13 protein-coding genes and 1 pseudogene are annotated in these 18,687 nt (G+C 35.2%); all 14 read left to right on the forward strand.

Translation table 11 applies throughout. The features are described from left to right. Positions 1-168 precede the first annotated feature (168 nt). Positions 169-3,492 carry a SusC/RagA family TonB-linked outer membrane protein gene (locus AC4FRF_RS12790; RefSeq protein ID WP_491159947.1) on the forward strand — a complete coding sequence of 1,108 codons (3,324 nt, stop codon included), beginning with the start codon at positions 169-171 and terminating at the stop codon, positions 3,490-3,492. A gap of 18 nt (positions 3,493-3,510) precedes the next feature. Continuing rightward, positions 3,511-5,046: pseudogene (locus tag AC4FRF_RS12795) on the forward strand (RagB/SusD family nutrient uptake outer membrane protein); the annotation flags it as partial. A 762-nt stretch (positions 5,047-5,808) separates the two neighbouring features. Next, positions 5,809-7,206, forward strand: coding sequence for a Gfo/Idh/MocA family oxidoreductase (locus AC4FRF_RS12800; protein WP_491159948.1), 1,398 nt, complete (start codon positions 5,809-5,811; stop codon positions 7,204-7,206). 10 nt (positions 7,207-7,216) lie between these two features. Continuing rightward, on the forward strand, positions 7,217-7,981 hold the full coding sequence (locus AC4FRF_RS12805; RefSeq protein ID WP_491159949.1) for a glycoside hydrolase 43 family protein: 765 nt from the start codon (positions 7,217-7,219) through the stop codon (positions 7,979-7,981). A 76-nt stretch (positions 7,982-8,057) separates the two neighbouring features. After that, positions 8,058-8,750: a beta-xylosidase family glycoside hydrolase gene (locus tag AC4FRF_RS12810; RefSeq protein ID WP_491159950.1), complete on the forward strand. Its 693-nt coding sequence runs from the start codon at positions 8,058-8,060 to the stop codon at positions 8,748-8,750. 72 nt (positions 8,751-8,822) lie between these two features. Further along, positions 8,823-10,178: a glycoside hydrolase family 28 protein gene (locus AC4FRF_RS12815; RefSeq protein WP_408081972.1), complete on the forward strand. Its 1,356-nt coding sequence runs from the start codon at positions 8,823-8,825 to the stop codon at positions 10,176-10,178. Positions 10,179-10,281: 103 nt separating this feature from the next. After that, positions 10,282-10,620 carry a cupin domain-containing protein gene (locus AC4FRF_RS12820; protein ID WP_491159951.1) on the forward strand — a complete coding sequence of 113 codons (339 nt, stop codon included), beginning with the start codon at positions 10,282-10,284 and terminating at the stop codon, positions 10,618-10,620. Positions 10,621-10,653: 33 nt separating this feature from the next. Further along, complete coding sequence (locus AC4FRF_RS12825; protein ID WP_491159952.1) at positions 10,654-11,322, forward strand: 3-keto-disaccharide hydrolase; 669 nt, start codon at positions 10,654-10,656, stop codon at positions 11,320-11,322. Positions 11,323-11,449: 127 nt separating this feature from the next. Continuing rightward, positions 11,450-12,229, forward strand: a complete 780-nt coding sequence (locus AC4FRF_RS12830; protein ID WP_491159953.1) for an O-methyltransferase — start codon at positions 11,450-11,452, stop codon at positions 12,227-12,229. A 110-nt stretch (positions 12,230-12,339) separates the two neighbouring features. Beyond that, positions 12,340-13,044 (forward strand): ABC transporter ATP-binding protein, encoded by a 705-nt coding sequence (locus AC4FRF_RS12835; RefSeq protein ID WP_491159954.1) that lies wholly within the window; start codon positions 12,340-12,342, stop codon positions 13,042-13,044. Positions 13,045-13,145: 101 nt separating this feature from the next. Next, positions 13,146-13,715, forward strand: a complete 570-nt coding sequence (locus AC4FRF_RS12840; RefSeq protein WP_491159955.1) for a cob(I)yrinic acid a,c-diamide adenosyltransferase — start codon at positions 13,146-13,148, stop codon at positions 13,713-13,715. Between the two features lie 162 nt (positions 13,716-13,877). Next, complete coding sequence (locus AC4FRF_RS12845) at positions 13,878-14,099, forward strand: DUF2795 domain-containing protein (RefSeq protein ID WP_007138072.1); 222 nt, start codon at positions 13,878-13,880, stop codon at positions 14,097-14,099. A 78-nt stretch (positions 14,100-14,177) separates the two neighbouring features. Next, complete coding sequence (gene secA, locus AC4FRF_RS12850) at positions 14,178-17,522, forward strand: preprotein translocase subunit SecA (protein WP_491159956.1); 3,345 nt, start codon at positions 14,178-14,180, stop codon at positions 17,520-17,522. Positions 17,523-17,663: 141 nt separating this feature from the next. Next, positions 17,664-18,449, forward strand: a complete 786-nt coding sequence (locus AC4FRF_RS12855; protein ID WP_491159957.1) for a hypothetical protein — start codon at positions 17,664-17,666, stop codon at positions 18,447-18,449. Positions 18,450-18,687: the final 238 nt, after the last annotated feature.

Raw genomic sequence — 18,687 nt, forward strand, 5'->3', positions numbered from 1 at the left:
TCGATTACAATTTTACTAAAACAGCAATTATCAATTTATTAAACTATTTTTTTTTAACATTTATTTATTAATCTAACATCTTAAAAAGTATGAATCTACATGACAGCAGTTAATACCAATTTATTCAATAAACAAACTAATATTTTCAACCAACAAACCAAAAAAAATATGAATACAAACATTAATAAAAAATACTATATAATTCTGTTAGGTTTTCTATTTTATCTGCCTGCAATTGGACAACAAATTACTGTAAAAGGTGTGATTAAAGACACCAAAACAGGAATACCTCTACCGGGTGTTTCAGTACTTATCAAAAGTACTACAAAGGGTACTTCAACTGATTTTGATGGTAATTACACCATTAAAACTGATGCTAAATCAATTCTACAATTTAGCTATATCGGCTATAAAACAGTGGAAATCCCTGTAAATGGGAATAACACAATCAATACCAGCCTGAACGAAGAAAACAATGAACTAGAAGAAATTGTTGTAATAGGTTACGGAACTGCTAAAAGAAAAGATTTAACAGGATCCATTGCTTCTATTACCAGTGAAGATGTCACAAGAGCACCAGTAGCTAATGTAGCTCAGGCCTTGCAAGGTAAACTTCCAGGTGTGAATGTGGTCGCTCAGGATGGTAGACCAGGTGCCAGTATATCAATACGTGTACGTGGTGGAGGTTCTATTTCCCAAAGCAATGAACCACTTTACATTGTTGATGGTTTTCAGGTTGGTTCCATCAGTAGTATACCGGGAAGTCAAATTGAACGTATCGACGTACTGAAAGATGCTTCTGCTACAGCTATTTATGGAGCTCAAGGAGCAAACGGGGTAATTTTAGTAACTACTAAAAGTGGAAAAGAAGGTAAAACAAAAGTAACCTATGATGGCTATACACAATTCAATACTCCAACTGGCTACTTACCTGTAATGAATGGTTATGACTATATCAAATACAACTGGGCTTATGCTCAAGCCATTGGAGACGGTTATGCCAATGCTTGGGAAAAATTATGGTTAATTGGTAATGAGTTTAACGGAAGTAATACTGCGGGAATTGACCACTACAAAACTGTAAAGAGCGCAGATTTTAGCAAACAGGTTTACAAAAGCTCATTTACACACAACCATGATTTCAATATTACCAGCGGAAATGATAAAACAAAATATATCTTTTCTGTAAATCACATTGATCAGGAAGGAATGAAAATAAACTCATCTTATAAAAGATCCAATGTTAACTTCAAACTAGATCAAAAATTAGGTGAAAAAATAACATTTTCGTTTAACACCAGATACAGTCAGGAACAAACAATCGGAAATGAAGGAACAAGTTCTGGAGGAGGTTCTCTTTTAACTTCCGCTTATTGGTTTCGTCCGATAGCCACTAATGATATTTTAGGAGAATCAGATGTTACTATAAATACGCAATTAGGAGATTACGAGACACTATTAAATGACGTTTACAGTCCTGTAAAAAGAATCAATGATTACACGGACACCAATATCTCAAGAAAGTTAGTAGCCAATACGGCATTTAGTTGGGAAATTACAAAAGGACTTACTGCAAAAACAAGTTTAGGATTAACGACTAACTGGGACAGAAGAAAAATATGGCAGGGAGCTATTTATCAACGCTATGTAGATTCGCAAGGTAATAAAACTTTCGCAGGAGATGCTTCCATTAATGCTTCAGAAGGATGGAATTATCGTTGGTTCAACACCCTTAATTATGAAGTACAAGGATTAGGTGATAAGCATTCTTTAACTATACTTGGAGGAATGGAGGTTGCTGACTCTCATTCTGAAAGCACTTATGTTTTTGGAAGACGATACCCGATTTCGTTTGACGATGAACGTGCTTTTGCTAACATGGATTCTTACGACCACTCTGATACAAAATACGGAGGTTTCAGCTCAAACATCGGGACACCTAACCGCTCTAATTCCTATTTTAGCCGTCTTAACTATTCCTTTCTAGATAAATATTTATTTACGGCCACCTTTAGAGCAGACGGTTCTTCCCGATTTGCACCTACTAATCGTTGGGCCTACTTCCCTGCCGGTGCAGCTGCTTGGCGTATTTCTGATGAAAATTTCATGAAAAACGTGAACTGGATAAGTAGCCTTAAATTACGTGCGTCCTACGGAACGGTAGGTAATGACGGTATTAATGCCGGATTATGGAAAATGAACTGGGAATCAGGAGGACTAACGGGATATTCTTTAAATGAGGTACAGCAATTATCTTATGTACCAGCTTCAACACTTAATAACCCTAACTTAAAATGGGAAACGACCATCACTAGAAATATTGGACTTGATTTTGCCTTATTCAATAACAAATTGAAAGGTACCATTGATGTATATAAAAACACAGTAAAAGACCTTTTATTACTGAGACCAATTGCTGAAATAAGTGGTTTTTCAGCTATGTATGATAATTTAGGAACTACCAGCAATAAAGGAATTGAAGTCTCATTGAACGGAGATTTAATAAAAACAAAAGATTTTAATTTACACGGAAGCATTAACATCAATGTTAATAAAGGAAATGTTGATAAATTAGGCGAAGGAGTTAATCCTACTTACAGCTCTGCTTGGGGAGGAATCAACAACTCACCAGCTTCAGGAGACTATATTTTTGAAGTTGGAAAACCTGTAGGTTTAGTTCGAGGTTGGATTTACGATGGCTGGTACACTACAAGCGATTTCGACTACAATGCTGCAGGAGCCGGAACCTATACCTTAAAATCAGGAGTACCTGATATTGCAAGTGGGTATCTTTCTACTGTTTACGGAACAACAGAGCACAAACCAGGTTCACAAACTGCGTATCCGGGAGTACCAAAATACAAAGACCTCAACAATGATGGTATCATCAATGATAATGATTTAACTGTAATTGGAAATATGAATCCTAAACATACAGGTGGTTTCAACCTTAGTGGAAATTATAGAAACTTTGATTTTGGATTTGATTTCAACTGGAGTTATGGGAATGACATCTATAATGCCAATCACTTGAATGCTTATCAGGGAAATAAAGAATCTGGTTTATTTAGGAACAGACTACAAGAATTAGCAGGAGCTTATAAAATCTATGATGTTATCAACGGACAAATTACTCCTGTAGTAGCACCAGCTGATTTAGACGCTTTAAATGCCAACGCAACTACTTTCATTCCATTCGCTGAAAAAACAATGACCTCTACTTATGCAATAGAAGACGGTTCTTTCTTGAGACTTAACACTTTTACTTTGGGTTATTCTTTACCTGAAAATGTTTTAACAAAAATGGGATTCAGCAATTTGAGAGTTTATGGAACCATCTATAACGCATTTACAATTACAGGTTATAATGGTTTAGACCCTGAAGTTAATCCTGATTCATCAAGAAACGGAGACTACCCAACACCGGGACTTGATTATGGTTCTTATCCACGCCCACGTTCCTTTACATTGGGAGTTAATGTTGCATTTTAATTTTAAACTTATTGAATCATGAAAAAGCTATTATATTTTATACTTTGTATTTCTATTTTATTAAATACAGCATGTAACAAAGATTTTTTAGAAGTACAATCTCCTTCTCAGGTAGATGAAGACTTCGTATTCTCATCACCAAGCGAAGCTTACAAAGCTATGGTAGGAAACTATGATATCTGGAGACTTGCTGACTCCCCTATGTTTTACGATACTGAAATAGTAGGTTCTGACTCAGAGTGCCACCCTGAAGCTTACAGTGCTCAGACCCGACATATTCCTGAAGGACTTTTTGCAACCGAATTAAGTATTAATGAAACAAATCCAAAAAGTTTTTTTGCTAATGCCTATAAAATAATTAGTCGTTCCAATATTATGATTGAAGCAATTGGCGCTAAAAAAGAATATCAAGATGCAGTTGCAGCTAACAAAACAACTGAATGGACACAATTATATGGAGAAGCAGTTGTTTTTCGTGCCAATATGTATCAATACCTAATTAAATATTTTGGAGATGTCCCTTATTTTGATGTTCCAGTAAGAAATTTAGAGCAATTAGAAACAACCGGATTAACATCAAGAGATGAAATTTACGATAAAGAAATTGAAGCTCTTAAAAAAGTGGAACCACTTATGAATCGTATCGGAGAAGGAGGTTTAACAGCCGAACGTTTTACCCGCTCTTTTGCTCAGGGATTGATTGGAAAAATGGCTCTTGCTGCCGGTGGATGGCAAACCAGACGTACCGATTTTGATTACGGATCGGTTACTTTTGAACAAAAAGGAACCGTATTTTGGAACGCTAAATATGTAAGACGCACTGATTACAAAACCTATATTGCTATTGCAAAAGAATACCTTCAAAAACTTGTAGACAATTCGGGAACGGCACATTTAATTACCGCAGACGAAAGGACTGGAAATTTCAACAATCCTTTTCAACGTCATTTCCAATACGTAATGGATTTAACAGTAAGCCCTGAATCCATTTTTGAAACAGGAACAACAAGAGCTGTGGGAACTTCTGAATTTCCATATGCCTTTGGTCGTCCATCCGGAGGTGGTGGCTCTAATGCTTTTCCGTGTAAGTCCTATGGACAAAGCCGTATTTATGCTTCTTTTTATTATGGTGAATTTGACCCAAAAGATATGCGTAGAGATGTAACAGTAGCAGTTACAGCTAATTCAGGAGCCTGCTCTGAAAAACTAATTGATTTCTCTCCAGGAAGTAGAGAAAAAGGCGGTTTAGCCAATAACAAACTAGATGAAAGCCGCATGAAAGACCCTTATACTGCAGCTCAACGATCTTCAGGTTGTAACTGGGTGCAAATGCGTTTAGGAGATGTAATCTTAAATTTATCCTATGCTTATGCTCTTTTAGACGATGAACCAAATGCAAAATTATATTTAACAAAAGTTCGTAGTCGCGCTTTTTCTTCTGCTGATCAGACAACAAAAGTAACAAACTATGTCAATGCATTATCTGGTGAATCTTTAATTGACGGTATTTTAGAAGAACGAAAACTAGAATTAGCTGGAGAAGGACATACTCGTTGGGACATGATTTTATCTGGAAAAATGCCAGAAAGAATCAAAAAACTTCGTGACAGACAAATTGCAATGGTTAATGGTTTGAAAACAAACGGATATTATACTTTCCCTGAAACAGGTTTAACTATTTCTAATTATATTTGGACAAAAGCAGTAAACATGACTTCTTTTGGAATATCAACTATGTTAACAGGAAATGCTAATGTGGACGAATCGAATCCAAATTATCCAGTTTTAACACCAGGTTGGAGAGGAAACTGCGATAAATGGACCGGAACCACTTATAACTCAGGAAACGGATTTACAGCTGATTCTGGAAACAGAAATATAGCCATCAAAGGATTGTATAGATATATCGATCCAAATAGCCAGGAAGCAACAGATCTTCAAAATGCAGGATATGTAAAAACCAAATGGGGAATTAACATCGTAAACAATGAAAGTCAATATACCTCAGATATTTTTAAAGGTTACCAGGATAATTATTATACAGCTGGTTATCCACCACGTTATATAAGAGCTTTCTCCTACCAAACGCTTTCTCAATCTAACGGTAACATTACCCAAGGATATGGTCACGCATCAGAATAATAACTATTTATAAAGTTAAATTTTAATCCTCTGTCATTATTTGACGGAGGATTTTTTTATCAAATAACTTCAAATACCCCATAACAAATTCTAAATAAATAAATTAATTACATTTAAAAAACCAAAAAACCACTTATTAAATTTATTAATTAACCAAAATTAAAACCAAATTTTATGGAAGTTACAAGAAGAAAATTTTTGACATCTGTAAGTATGCTTGCAGCTTATTCCGCATTCCCTCTTAGTTCTTTTGATTTTAATACTACTAAAAAACTCCGAATTGTACTCGTGGGTACCGGAATCAGAGGCATCAGTTTCTGGGGAAAAAGACTAGTTCAGGAATATTCGGATATTCTGGAATTTGTGGGGCTATCTGATATAAATCCCGGCAGATTAGAATATGCTAAAAAATTTATCGGAGTCAACTGCCCTAGTTTTGTGAATTTTGACGAAATGATAAACAAGACTAAACCGGATTTAATCATCGTTACCACAAAAGACGCCACCCATCATGAATTTATCATTAAAGGTTTGAATTCCGGCTATGATGTACTTACCGAAAAACCATTAACCACAGACGAAAATAAATGTCAGCAAATCCTAAATGCCGAAAGAAAATCAGGCAAAAATTTAATCGTTGGTTTTAATTACAGATGGAGTCCTTACAGCACTAAAATTAAAGAACTTTTAGCCAATAATACGATTGGAAAAATCACATCGGTAGATTTTCATTGGTATCTAAATACCTATCACGGGGCTTCCTATTTCAGACGGTGGCACGGACAAAAAGAAAGCGGAGGTTCACTCTGGGTTCACAAAGCCACTCATCATTTTGATTTACTCAATTGGTGGCTGGATTCAGATCCAACTGACGTTTTTGCTTTGGGAGATTTAGAACATTATGGAAAAAACAATCCTTTCAGAGGTAAAAATTGCAGAAGCTGCGACCATAAAACAACTTGTGATTATTATTATGACATCACTAAAGACCAGCAATCGATGAACTTGTATGTGGCCAATGAAAAATACGATGGTTACATTAGAGACAACTGTCTTTTTAGAGAAGAGATTGATATTTATGATAAAATGTCGGCTCAAATAAAATATGCCAACAATGCTATTGTCAACTATTCTCTCACTACCTATTCTCCTTTTGAAGGCTGGAGATTAGCTTTTAATGGTACCGAAGGCCGTATTGAAGCCTCTTTAGATATTCCATATGATAAAAAAACGACTGTGGATCAGGCTGAAATGCATGCCAAAGAGATGGAACAATCTGCATTAGAAGAAGCGAAACACGAAACAATAATTGTCCATAAACTTTGGAAAGATTTTGAAAAAGTAACGGTTCCTACCGAAAAAGGCGGCCACGGCGGAGGCGATCAACGATTACACGATAAAATATTCAAAACTCCAAATACTGCTGATCCATTTGAAAGATCAGCCGGAAGCCGGGATGGTGCTATGTCAGTATTAATTGGTATTGCTGCCCGAAACAGTATTGAAACAGGAAATCCAATTAAAATCAAAGATTTAACTGATATAACTCCAATGCCTAAAAGAGGAAAATAAGTTTCTTAACATGAAAGAAAAACTACTGGTTCTCTGTCTCCTCGTACTGATTTCATCTTTAGCCTATAGTCAAAAAAAAGGTTCCTGGGGAGATCAGGGAAATGGCACGTATATCAATCCCCTATTAAATGCAGATTACTCCGATCCGGATGTTATCAGAGTTGGAAAAAAATACTATATGATTTGTTCTGAATTTCATTACATGGGAATGACCATTCAGGAATCAGATGATATGGTAAACTGGAAAATCGTTAGCCGGATTTACGATCGATTGGATTTTCCTGCCTATGATACTTTTAAAAGATATGCCGGAGGCAGCTGGGCTCCGGCAATACGTTTTCATGACAATAAATTTTGGGTTTACTTTTGTACGATTAATGAAGGTTTGTTTATGACCAGTTCCAGTACACCAGAAGGTCCGTGGTCTCCACTCCTACTGGTAAAAGAGGTAGAAAAATGGGAAGATCCCTGTCCGTTTTGGGATGATGACGGACAGGCTTATCTGGGACACAGCGTTCACGGTGCAGGTCCTATTATTATCCATAAAATGAGTGCTGACGGAACAAAACTGCTCGATGAGGGCAAGACAGTATATACAGGTCCTGTAGCCGAAGGAACAAAAATTTACAAGCGAAATAATTATTATTACATCAGCATTCCGGAAGGCGGTGTTTCTGAAGGCTGGCAAACTGTTTTACGCTCCAAAAACATTTATGGTCCTTATGAAAAAAAAGTAGTTTTAGAAAAAGGAAGTACTGAAATTAGCAATTGTTGACACGCCAAATGGAGAATGGTGGTTTTATCATTTCCAATCAGCGGATGCTTTGGGTCGCGTATTGCACTTACAACCTATGTTTTGGCATGACGACTGGCCAGTTATTGGAATTGATATTGACAGAAACGGAATTGGAGAACCTGTAGCGGTATGGAAAAAACCTGATATAGCTGGTAATTTCCCTATTGTTGCCCCGCAATCAGATGACGAATTTAATTCCGCCGAATTAGGGCTTCAATGGCAATGGAATCATAACCCCATAAATGCTAATTGGTCTTTAAGTAAAAAGAAAGGATGGTTTGTTTTAAAAGCAAAAAAAGCAGCAAATATCATGGAAGCTTACAATACTCTAACCCAAAAAGTAATGGGAAATACCGGAGAAGTTATGGTTCAAATGGATGCTACTCATATGGTTTCTGGGCAAAAAGCAGGATTAAGTAGTATGTCTAAAATGTACAATTCGATTGGCGTTAAAAATGATAACGGAAAATTATATGTTTATTTTGAAGGAAAAGACAAAACCTATGAAGAAATTTTAATTTCTAAAAAAATCATTTATTTTAAGTTAACACTCGATCTCATCCATCAAAAAAATCATTTCTACTATAGTTTTGACAATAAAAATTTCAAAGGTATTGGTCCAGATTTCAGCACTGCATTCGGATATTGGAAAGGAACTCGACTAGCATTATTTAGTTATAATGAAGTAACCGATGGTGGAGAAGCTGCATTTAATTATTTCCACTATAATTATGATGGTCCTAAATAGCAGCATCTAAATTTCATCTTCAAATCTTATTTTATTTCCAAAAATTACAACCTATCTATTTCACTTAAAACCATGAAAAAAGCCAGCCTTACACTTTTAGTATTATTTTCCTTTTTATGCATCCATGCACAAAGCAACAAAACAGTTTATAATGTTTATGATTTTGGCGCAAAAGGAGATGGAACAACAAATGATCAGACAGCCATTCAAAAGGCGATTGATGCCTGCAAAGAAAAAGGAGGGACAGTTGTTCTCGAAAAAGGAACTTTTTTAACTGGACAAATAGTTTTGGTAAACAATCTAACTTTACAAATTGAGCCTTCTGCCACTCTTTTAGGAATTAAATCTGATGATGAAAAAGACTATCCACATCATCTTATTGACACAAAATATCCTAATCGAATGCTGGAAGATTGTCAAAGAAGATTAATTTACGGAAATAAAGTTAGAAATGTAACCATAACCGGCGGCGGAATCATCAATGGACAAGGCGATTACGAACCCTGGATGCATGTAAAAGAAATAGGTACCGAGAAAGACCGCCCTTCTATACTGGCATTTGTGGGCAGTAACAACATTACGGTATCTAATCTGACACTTATTAAACCTGCTTGTTGGACGCAAGTTTATATTGAATCGGAAAATATTAATATCCAAAAAATAAAAGTAAACACAGGACAACTTACGCCTAATCGCGACGGTATTGATATTGTGGATTGTCATAATGTACTTATAGAAGATAGTTACATTGAATCGGAAGACGATGGAATTTGCTTTAAAAGTGGCAGTGAATATGGCTGTAAAGATATTATTGTAAGAAGATGTATTTTGGACAAACTAAATGTAAAAGCCGGTAATTGCTTCAAATTAGGCACTGATGGCTTGGGCAGTTTTATGAATTTTGATGTTTCTGAGTTAATCCTGAAAAATGCGTATCAAAATTCCGCTTTCTGTATTGAATCCATGGATGGAGCTGTAATTGATAATTTGAATTTCCGCGATTGCCAAATTACAAATTGCGGTCAGGCTATTTTTATTCTTTTAGCGGACAGAAGAAGAACTGTTCCTGATAGAAAAACTCGCATCGGTGCTATTTCAAACATTAGTTTCAAAAATATAAACGGAACAGATTTCACTCAGCAATATCCTTCTATTATTACAGGTATAAAAGGACATAACATTCAAAATGTAACTTTTGAAAATCTGAATTTCGAATTAAAAGGAGGCATTCAAACTACAAATCAAACCGTAATGGAATACGATGGAAAATATCCTGAAGGAAGTTATTTTGGCAATACCAATGCTTTTGGTTTCTTTATCCGGCATGCCGATACTATTACTTTTACAAATTGCAACATTACTGCGAAATCGGAAGATAAAAGACCCTGGTTAGTTCAGGAAGATACTCATAAAGTTGAGATCAATTAACTAATTTTAAAATAAAAGAAACAAACCTCAAGTTTAAAGAACAAGATAAATTGTGCATTAAAAAATTATTTTAGTACTTTGAGCCTCCTATCTACAAACACTTATGGAAGTAATAAAAAACAAAGAAGGATTTGAAGTGGTAAATTCAAATCCATCCTTAATGCGCAAGATTGTTCATTTAGATCATTTGATGGTTACCATCATTGAATTCCTTAATGGACCAATGGAAAACCCGGATCCACCTCACAAACACGTTCACGAACAAATTACCTATGTAGCATCGGGTTCGCTAAAATTATTTGTCGAAGACCGAGAATACCTACTAGAAGAAGGTGATGTTTTTAAAATTGAATCCAATTTAAATCACAGCATCCAAACCTTATCCGAATATGTAAAACTAGTAGATAGTTTTACGCCACTTAGAGAAGATTTTATTTCGTAATATTTCTAATTTAGAAAATAAAAAAATGCCATTATGAATCACATGTATCGTTTCTTATTTATTGTTCTATTGCTGCTTTCGCAAAATAGTAATGCCCAACGTATCGAACTTTTCAACCAAAAAGACTTAAAAGGCTGGTATGCTTTTGGGGAAGAAAAAGGAAAAGTAAACCATGCTGCCGAACTATTTTCGGTAGAAGATAACATCATTCGAATGTATGGGCCAAAGGCTGGTTATTTAATGTCCAATGAATCTTTTAAAAATTTCAAATTAACGGTTGAATTCCGCTGGAACACTGACACTAAATTTGCTAAAAAAAGTAATAATAAAAATAGTGGTGTGATGTATCTGGTTCCTGCTGAAACACCAGATGTTTTATGGCCAAAAGGAATTCAGTTCCAAATAAAAGAAGGTGCTACCGGTGATTTTGTTTTACTTCAAGAAGTAACGCTAAACATCAACGGAACAAAAACAGAAGCAGGAAAAAGTGTCGTTGCCAAACGTTTTGCTGACGCCGAAAAAACTATTGGCGAATGGAACAAACTTGAGGTTACTTCTAAAAATGGGGTAATCACTCAAAAACTAAACGGAAAATTAGTCAATAAAGGAACGGAATCATCGGTTACCGAAGGTAGAATTTTATTGCAATACGAAGGTTTTCCGATAGATTTTAGAAAAGTGAATATAAAAAAATGTAAATAATCTTAGTCAAAAGAAATTCTTTTATTTTTGCCACAGATTTTAAAGGTTAGCATGGATCAATGGGTGTAAATCTTTTAAATCTGTGGCAATTATTTTTTAAAGAAAAAGCAAATCCTTTTATCAATCTATGTTTTTCCCAATTAAAGCGTATCTAAAATTTCTTTGGCATTCAAAAAACGAACATGCGGTGCACTCCCCTTTTGTTTTTAGCTTGATTACCAAATGTTTTTACGATAAAAAACCAAAACCGGAATACGAAATATTGGAAGACTACCGCAATGCGCTTTTAAAGAATAAAAACAGTATTGAAGTTACCGATTTCGGCGCCGGTTCTAAAGTATTTAAATCAAATACCAGAGTGATTGCCCAAATTGCCAAAACGGCTGGGATTTCTAAAAAAAGAGCCCAATTATTATTTCGAATTACTGCATATTTCAAACCGGAAAACATTTTAGAATTAGGTACTTCTTTAGGATTAGCGACTTCAGCCTTGGCTTTAGGAAATCCAAAAGCAAGTATTACAACATTAGAAGGTTGTGCAAACACAATGGCAATTGCAAAAAAACAATTGCAATCATATAATATAAATAATGTTGAATTGATTACAACTGAATTTTCAAAGTATCTCACAACTCACAATTCACAACTCACAACTCACGACTTAATTTACTTTGACGGTAATCATTCTAAAAAAGCCACTTTAGACTATTTTGAGTCTTTACTCCCAACAATTACAAATGATAGTGTATGGATTTTTGATGACATTCACTGGTCTGCCGATATGGAAGAAGCTTGGGAAACCATTAAAAAACATTCTAAAGTCTCTGTAACTATTGACACTTTTCAGTGGGGACTTGTTTTTTTTAGAAGAGAACAACCCAAAGAGCATTTTACCATTAGAGTATAAGCTATTTTTTGTCCTAAATCATAAGATTTTCACAATAATATCCACTTATTACTAAATGATTTTTTAGCTTTGGTTTTTCGAAAATAAATTCTAAATCGAAACCTGAAATTATGAGCAAGCCATTAATTAAAATATCGGATATAAAACGAAATTTTGTACTCGGAGACGAAATCGTTTATGTATTAAAAGGAATCAATTTAGAAATTAATAAAGGAGAATACGTGGCACTTATGGGACCTTCGGGTTCAGGAAAGTCCACCTTAATGAATCTTTTAGGCTGTTTAGACACTCCCACATCCGGAACCTATATCTTAAACGGGAAGGATGTAAGTAAGATGAAAGATGATGAACTGGCCGAAATTCGCAACAAAGAAATCGGCTTCGTTTTCCAAACTTTCAACTTATTGCCTAGAACAACTGCCTTAGACAACGTAGCATTACCCATGATTTATGCGGGACACCCAAAATCAGAACGCAATAAAAGAGCTACCGAAGTACTCGAACAAGTCAATCTGGCTGATCGAATGGATCACCAACCCAACCAGCTTTCGGGTGGTCAACGCCAGCGTGTGGCTGTAGCTCGAGCATTGGTCAACAAACCTTCTATTATTCTTGCCGATGAGCCTACTGGAAACTTAGACAGTAAAACATCTGTAGAAATCATGAATCTTTTTAATGAAATTCACGCTAACGGCAATACCGTAATTTTAGTAACTCACGAAGAAGAAATTGCTGAGTATGCGCACCGGATTATTCGTTTGCGTGACGGCATGATTGAAAGTGACACCAGAAAAAAGTTAGATGTTAAGAGTTAAGGAGTTTTGGGTTTCAAATTCCAATAATTAATTATATGTTCTTAATCTACGAACATCCCACTTCTAACTTCTAACCTATAACACTTAACTTTTTTACTAAAATGAAAATATATACCAAAACTGGAGATAAAGGAACAACAGCACTTTTTGGCGGAAGCCGGGTTCCTAAAGACCATATTCGGATTGAAAGCTACGGAACAGTTGACGAATTGAATTCTTATATCGGGTTGATTCGGGACCAGGACATCAATGTACATTACAAAGAAATTCTTATCGAAATTCAAGACCGCCTATTTACCGCAGGAGCCATTTTAGCAACTCCTGAAGACAAAACTGTTTTAAAAAATGGTAAAACAAGATTACAAAATCTAGGAATTGTTCCGGCGGATATTGAATTATTAGAAAATGAAATTGACAGCATGGAAACGCAACTTCCACAAATGACACATTTTGTGTTGCCAGGAGGACATCCTACTGTGTCACATTGTCATATTGCACGTTGTATTTGCCGCCGAGCGGAGCGCTTAACCGTGCATTTAAGTCATAATGAAAGGATTCCAGAAATAGTAATTAGCTATTTAAACCGACTTTCTGACTACCTTTTTGTGTTGGCACGAAAGTTGACCCATGATTTAAACGCCGAGGAAGTCAAGTGGATTCCGAGGAAATAATATTCAGTTTACAGTGATCAGTTTACAATGAAAAACTGAATACTAAACACTGAATACTGACCACTAAAAAACACGTTCTTAACTTTAACATAAAATAAATGATTTTTTACTTGTCTTTTTCAGTAAAAAAATTATTTTTGCACAAAACTAAATCGACAAAAGATGTATTGGACATTAGAATTAGCATCCTATCTTAGTGATGCGCCATGGCCTGCTAACAAAGACGAACTTATTGATTACGCTATACGTGCAGGAGCTCCACTAGAAGTAGTTGAAAACCTACAATCTATTGAAGATGAAGGCGAGATATATGAGTCTATGGAAGAAATATGGCCAGATTACCCTACTGACGAAGATTATCTTTGGAATGAGGATGAATACTAGAAAAACTAAGAAAAAGTCTCAAAAGAGGCTTTTTTTTTGGTTCAACAAACAGATAAATAATTAGAAATATAAAACATTATGAGTTTCGTAAACAGCATTATTAAAATTTTTGTAGGAGACAAATCGGAGAAAGATGTTAAAGCTTTACAGCCCTATTTAAATAAAATCAAAACCTTCGAGAGTAACTTACAGACGCTATCTCATGACGAATTAAGAGGAAGAACCGTTTTCTTTAAAGAAAAAATTAAAGAATCTCGTGCTGCCATTGATGCCAAAATTGAGGCCCTTAAATCGGATGTTGAAGGAATTGAAGACATCGACAAAAGAGAAGACATCTATACAGAAATTGATAATCTGGAAAAAGAAGCTTATACACTTTCTGAAAAAACCCTAATGGAAATTCTTCCAGAAGCTTTTGCTGTAGTAAAAGAAACAGCAAGACGTTTCAAAGATAACAACGAAATCACAGTTACTGCTACAGCCAGAGACCGCGAATTTTCAGCCACAAAAACTTATGTAAGCATTGAAGGAGACAAAGCCGTTTGGTTAAACAAATGGAATGCTGCTGGTAAAGAAATCACTTGGGATATGATCCACTACGACGTTCAGTTGATAGGTGGTATGGTATTGCACCAAGGTAAAGTTGCCGAAATGCAAACAGGGGAAGGAAAAACATTGGTAGCAACCTTGCCTTTATACTTAAATGCTTTAACTGGAAATGGTGTGCATTTAGTAACCGTAAATGACTACTTAGCCAAACGTGACAGCACTTGGAAAGCGCCTTTATTTGAATTCCACGGAATGACTGTAGATTGTATCGACAATCACCAACCGAATTCTGAAGGAAGAAAAAAAGCATACGACGCTGATATTACTTATGGTACCAATAACGAATTTGGTTTTGACTACCTGAGAGATAACATGGCACATTCGCCATCTGATTTGGTTCAAAGAAAACACAACTACGCCATTGTCGATGAGGTGGATTCGGTATTAATTGATGATGCAAGAACGCCATTGATTATTTCCGGACCAGTTCCGCAAGGAGACCGTCACGAATTCAACGAATTGAAACCAAAAATCGAAACATTGGTTGGATTGCAACGTCAGTTAGCAACTGGATTCTTAACTGAAGCTAAAAAATTAATCAAAGAAGGAAACACTAAAGATGGAGGTTTCATGTTATTGAGAGCTTACAGAAGTTTACCTAAAAACAAAGCTTTAATTAAGTTTTTAAGTGAAGAAGGAATCAAACAATTGCTTCAAAAAACGGAGAACTCCTATATGGAAAACAATAACAAAGAAATGCCAAAGGTAGACGAGGCATTGTATTTTGTTATTGAAGAAAAAAACAACCAAGTAGAATTAACTGATAACGGAATCAAATTCCTTTCAGGAGATACTGATGCTGACTTTTTCGTATTACCAGATATTGGAACTGAAATTGCCAACATCGAAAAACAAAAATTAGACAAAGACGCTGAAGCAGAAGAAAAAGAAAAATTATTTCAAGATTTCAGTATCAAAAGCGAGCGTATCCACACTTTAACACAACTTTTAAAAGCCTATGCTTTATTTGAAAAAGATGTAGAATACGTAATCATGGACAACAAAATTATGATTGTCGATGAGCAAACAGGTCGTATTATGGATGGTCGCCGTTATTCTGACGGATTACACCAAGCGATTGAAGCTAAAGAAAATGTAAAAATCGAAGCTGCCACTCAGACTTTTGCAACAGTAACTTTGCAAAATTATTTCAGAATGTACAGCAAATTAGGTGGAATGACCGGTACTGCTGTTACTGAAGCTGGCGAGCTTTGGGAAATCTATAAATTAGACGTTGTTGAAATCCCAACAAACCGTCCAATTGCAAGACACGACAAAGAAGATTTTATCTATAAAACTACTCGTGAAAAATTCAATGCTGTAATTGAAGATGTAACTGAATTATCTAAAGCAGGTCGTCCTGTATTGATTGGTACCACTTCTGTTGAAATCTCTGAATTATTAAGCCGTATGCTTAAAATGAGAGGAGTGACGCATAATGTATTGAATGCAAAAATGCACAAACAAGAAGCACAAATTGTTGAGGAAGCAGGAAAAGCTGGGGTTGTAACTATTGCAACTAATATGGCTGGTCGTGGTACCGATATTAAATTATCTGCCGAAGTAAAAGCTGCTGGTGGTTTAGCCATTGTAGGTACTGAGCGTCATGATTCACGTCGTGTAGACCGTCAGTTGCGTGGTCGTGCTGGTCGTCAAGGAGATCCAGGAAGTTCTCAATTCTATGTTTCCCTAGAGGATAACTTGATGCGTTTATTTGGTTCTGAAAGAGTAGCTAAAGTTATGGACCGTATGGGACTGGAAGAAGGTGAAGTGATCCAACATTCGATGATGACTAAATCTATCGAGCGTGCTCAGAAAAAAGTAGAAGAAAACAACTTTGGTGTTCGTAAACGTTTGTTAGAATATGATGACGTGATGAACGCTCAACGTGAAGTAGTGTACAAACGTCGTCGCCACGCCTTGTTTGGAGAGCGTTTGAAACTGGACATCGCAAATATGTTGTATGACACCTGCGAATTATTCGTTCAAAACACGAAAGGAACTAACGATTACAAAACATTCGAATTCGATTTAATTCGTTATTTCTCTATCACTTCCCCAGTAAGCGAATCAGAATTTACACGTTTAACAGAAATCGAATTAACTGCGAAAGTATACAAAGAAGCTTTAAAATACTATACTGAAAAATGTGAGCGTAGCGCCAGAGAAGCCTTCCCTATTGTAAAAAATATTTTCGAAGATCCAAACAATCAGTTTGAGCGCATTGTGGTTCCATTTACCGATGGAGTAAAATCATTAAGCGTAGTAACCGATTTGAAAAAAGCTTACGAAACAGAAGGAAGACAATTAGTAGCTGATTTTGAGAAAAACATCACTTTATCTATTGTAGATGAAGCCTGGAAAAAACACTTGCGTAAAATGGACGAATTGAAACAATCTGTTCAATTAGCCGTTCACGAACAAAAAGATCCTTTGCTTATCTATAAATTTGAAGCTTTCAACTTATTCAACAATATGTTGAACGGCATCAACAAAGAAGTAATTTCGTTCCTTTTCAAAGGTGATTTGCCACAACAACAGGCTCCGATTGAAGAAGCTAGAGAAGTGCAACGTCCAAAAGAAAAATTGCAATTGACTAAAGACGAGATTCCAAATAGCGAAAGCATGAACCGCGAAGCTGGAGAAACACAGCAACGTCAGGTAACGGAAACCATCGTACGCGATATGCCAAAAATCAACCGCAACGATACCGTAACCGTTCAACAAATAGCTACCGGAAAAACGGAATCTATGAAATACAAAAAAGCAGAAGCCTTATTAGCAACTGGCGAATGGGTTATTGTGAATGAATAGTTTACAGATTACATAAATTTAGAAATCCTCAATTACAAAAGTAGTTGGGGATTTTTTTTCCATTACTTTTATAAATATTAACACAAATATTTCATAAGATAAATTTTATATATTTGAAAACAAATAAAAACATGATCTAAATTGAAAAGAATAAAAAAACACAAAAAAGGAAAAGAATTAATTAATAGTTTTTACGAACAAGATTCTCATTGTTTAATTATTCATTACTCATGTGAAAGTTTTTATGATATAACCGATGGTAAAACTCCTCGAATTACATCTATTGCCGTAAGATATTTAACTTCTGCACAAACAAAGTCTTTTTCTATTCATAAAATAGCAGAATTAAAGGGAATTTTAATCAATGAAATTACTGATAATTATGATGATTTAGAAAAAGAAATGCTTAAAGAATTCTTCGCTTTCGCTGAAAAACACTCTACATATTCCTGGATTCATTGGAATATGAGAGATATAAATTATGGGTTTGAAGCTATTCAGTATAGAGCGAATGTACTTGGCCTTAAGAAAATTTATGAAATTCAAGATAATAAAAAGTTTGATTTAGCCAGAATCCTTATAGATATATATGGCAAAAAATACGCAGATCATCCAAGGTTAGTTTCAATTTTAGAACAAAATAAAATTTCATCTAAAAATTGGTTAAATGGAGATAATGAAGCGAAAGCCTTTCAAAATAAAGAGTTTGTTAGACTTCATCAATCTACATTAGCAAAAGTTGATGTTTTTGAAAACATTATTAAACTTACCGCTGAAGGTCAACTAAAAACTAAATCTAATCTTTTTGATATTTATGGAATTAGTCCTCAAGGAATCTTTGAATTAATAAAAAACAATTGGCTTTTTAGTTTAATAATGTTTGTGATCTCTGTTGTTGTAGGAACAATTCTTGGAAAACAATTTTAAAACTATAGCTGGCGATAAACCCTCTGGTGCTCGTCTGTGACGAGTGCCTGCTTAAATTAATTGAAAAATTGTAGCGTCTGTAACGCGGTTTTTTAGCACGATTATCTTTATTAAGTTACTTTGATGCGATGCTTCCTTCGTTAGCATGACAAGTTTGCGGATAAATTTCTCCTAATTCTATCCCAAAAGAAGTCAAAGGATTTTTCTGTTAAAAAAATACCCTAAAAAAATATTTATC

This window comes from Flavobacterium sp. ST-158, from assembly GCF_058309975.1.

Excerpts from the sequence above, each read along its gene's own strand:
- AC4FRF_RS12790 (WP_491159947.1), top strand. The coding sequence starts at position 169 with ATGAATACAAACATTAATAAAAAATACTATATAATTCTGTTAGGTTTT.
- AC4FRF_RS12800 (WP_491159948.1), top strand. The coding sequence starts at position 5,809 with ATGGAAGTTACAAGAAGAAAATTTTTGACATCTGTAAGTATGCTTGCA.
- AC4FRF_RS12805 (WP_491159949.1), top strand. The coding sequence starts at position 7,217 with ATGAAAGAAAAACTACTGGTTCTCTGTCTCCTCGTACTGATTTCATCT.
- AC4FRF_RS12810 (WP_491159950.1), top strand. The coding sequence starts at position 8,058 with ATGTTTTGGCATGACGACTGGCCAGTTATTGGAATTGATATTGACAGA.
- AC4FRF_RS12815 (WP_408081972.1), top strand. The coding sequence starts at position 8,823 with ATGAAAAAAGCCAGCCTTACACTTTTAGTATTATTTTCCTTTTTATGC.
- AC4FRF_RS12820 (WP_491159951.1), top strand. The coding sequence starts at position 10,282 with ATGGAAGTAATAAAAAACAAAGAAGGATTTGAAGTGGTAAATTCAAAT.
- AC4FRF_RS12825 (WP_491159952.1), top strand. The coding sequence starts at position 10,654 with ATGAATCACATGTATCGTTTCTTATTTATTGTTCTATTGCTGCTTTCG.
- AC4FRF_RS12830 (WP_491159953.1), top strand. The coding sequence starts at position 11,450 with ATGTTTTTCCCAATTAAAGCGTATCTAAAATTTCTTTGGCATTCAAAA.
- AC4FRF_RS12835 (WP_491159954.1), top strand. The coding sequence starts at position 12,340 with ATGAGCAAGCCATTAATTAAAATATCGGATATAAAACGAAATTTTGTA.
- AC4FRF_RS12840 (WP_491159955.1), top strand. The coding sequence starts at position 13,146 with ATGAAAATATATACCAAAACTGGAGATAAAGGAACAACAGCACTTTTT.
- AC4FRF_RS12845 (WP_007138072.1), top strand. The coding sequence starts at position 13,878 with ATGTATTGGACATTAGAATTAGCATCCTATCTTAGTGATGCGCCATGG.
- secA (WP_491159956.1), top strand. The coding sequence starts at position 14,178 with ATGAGTTTCGTAAACAGCATTATTAAAATTTTTGTAGGAGACAAATCG.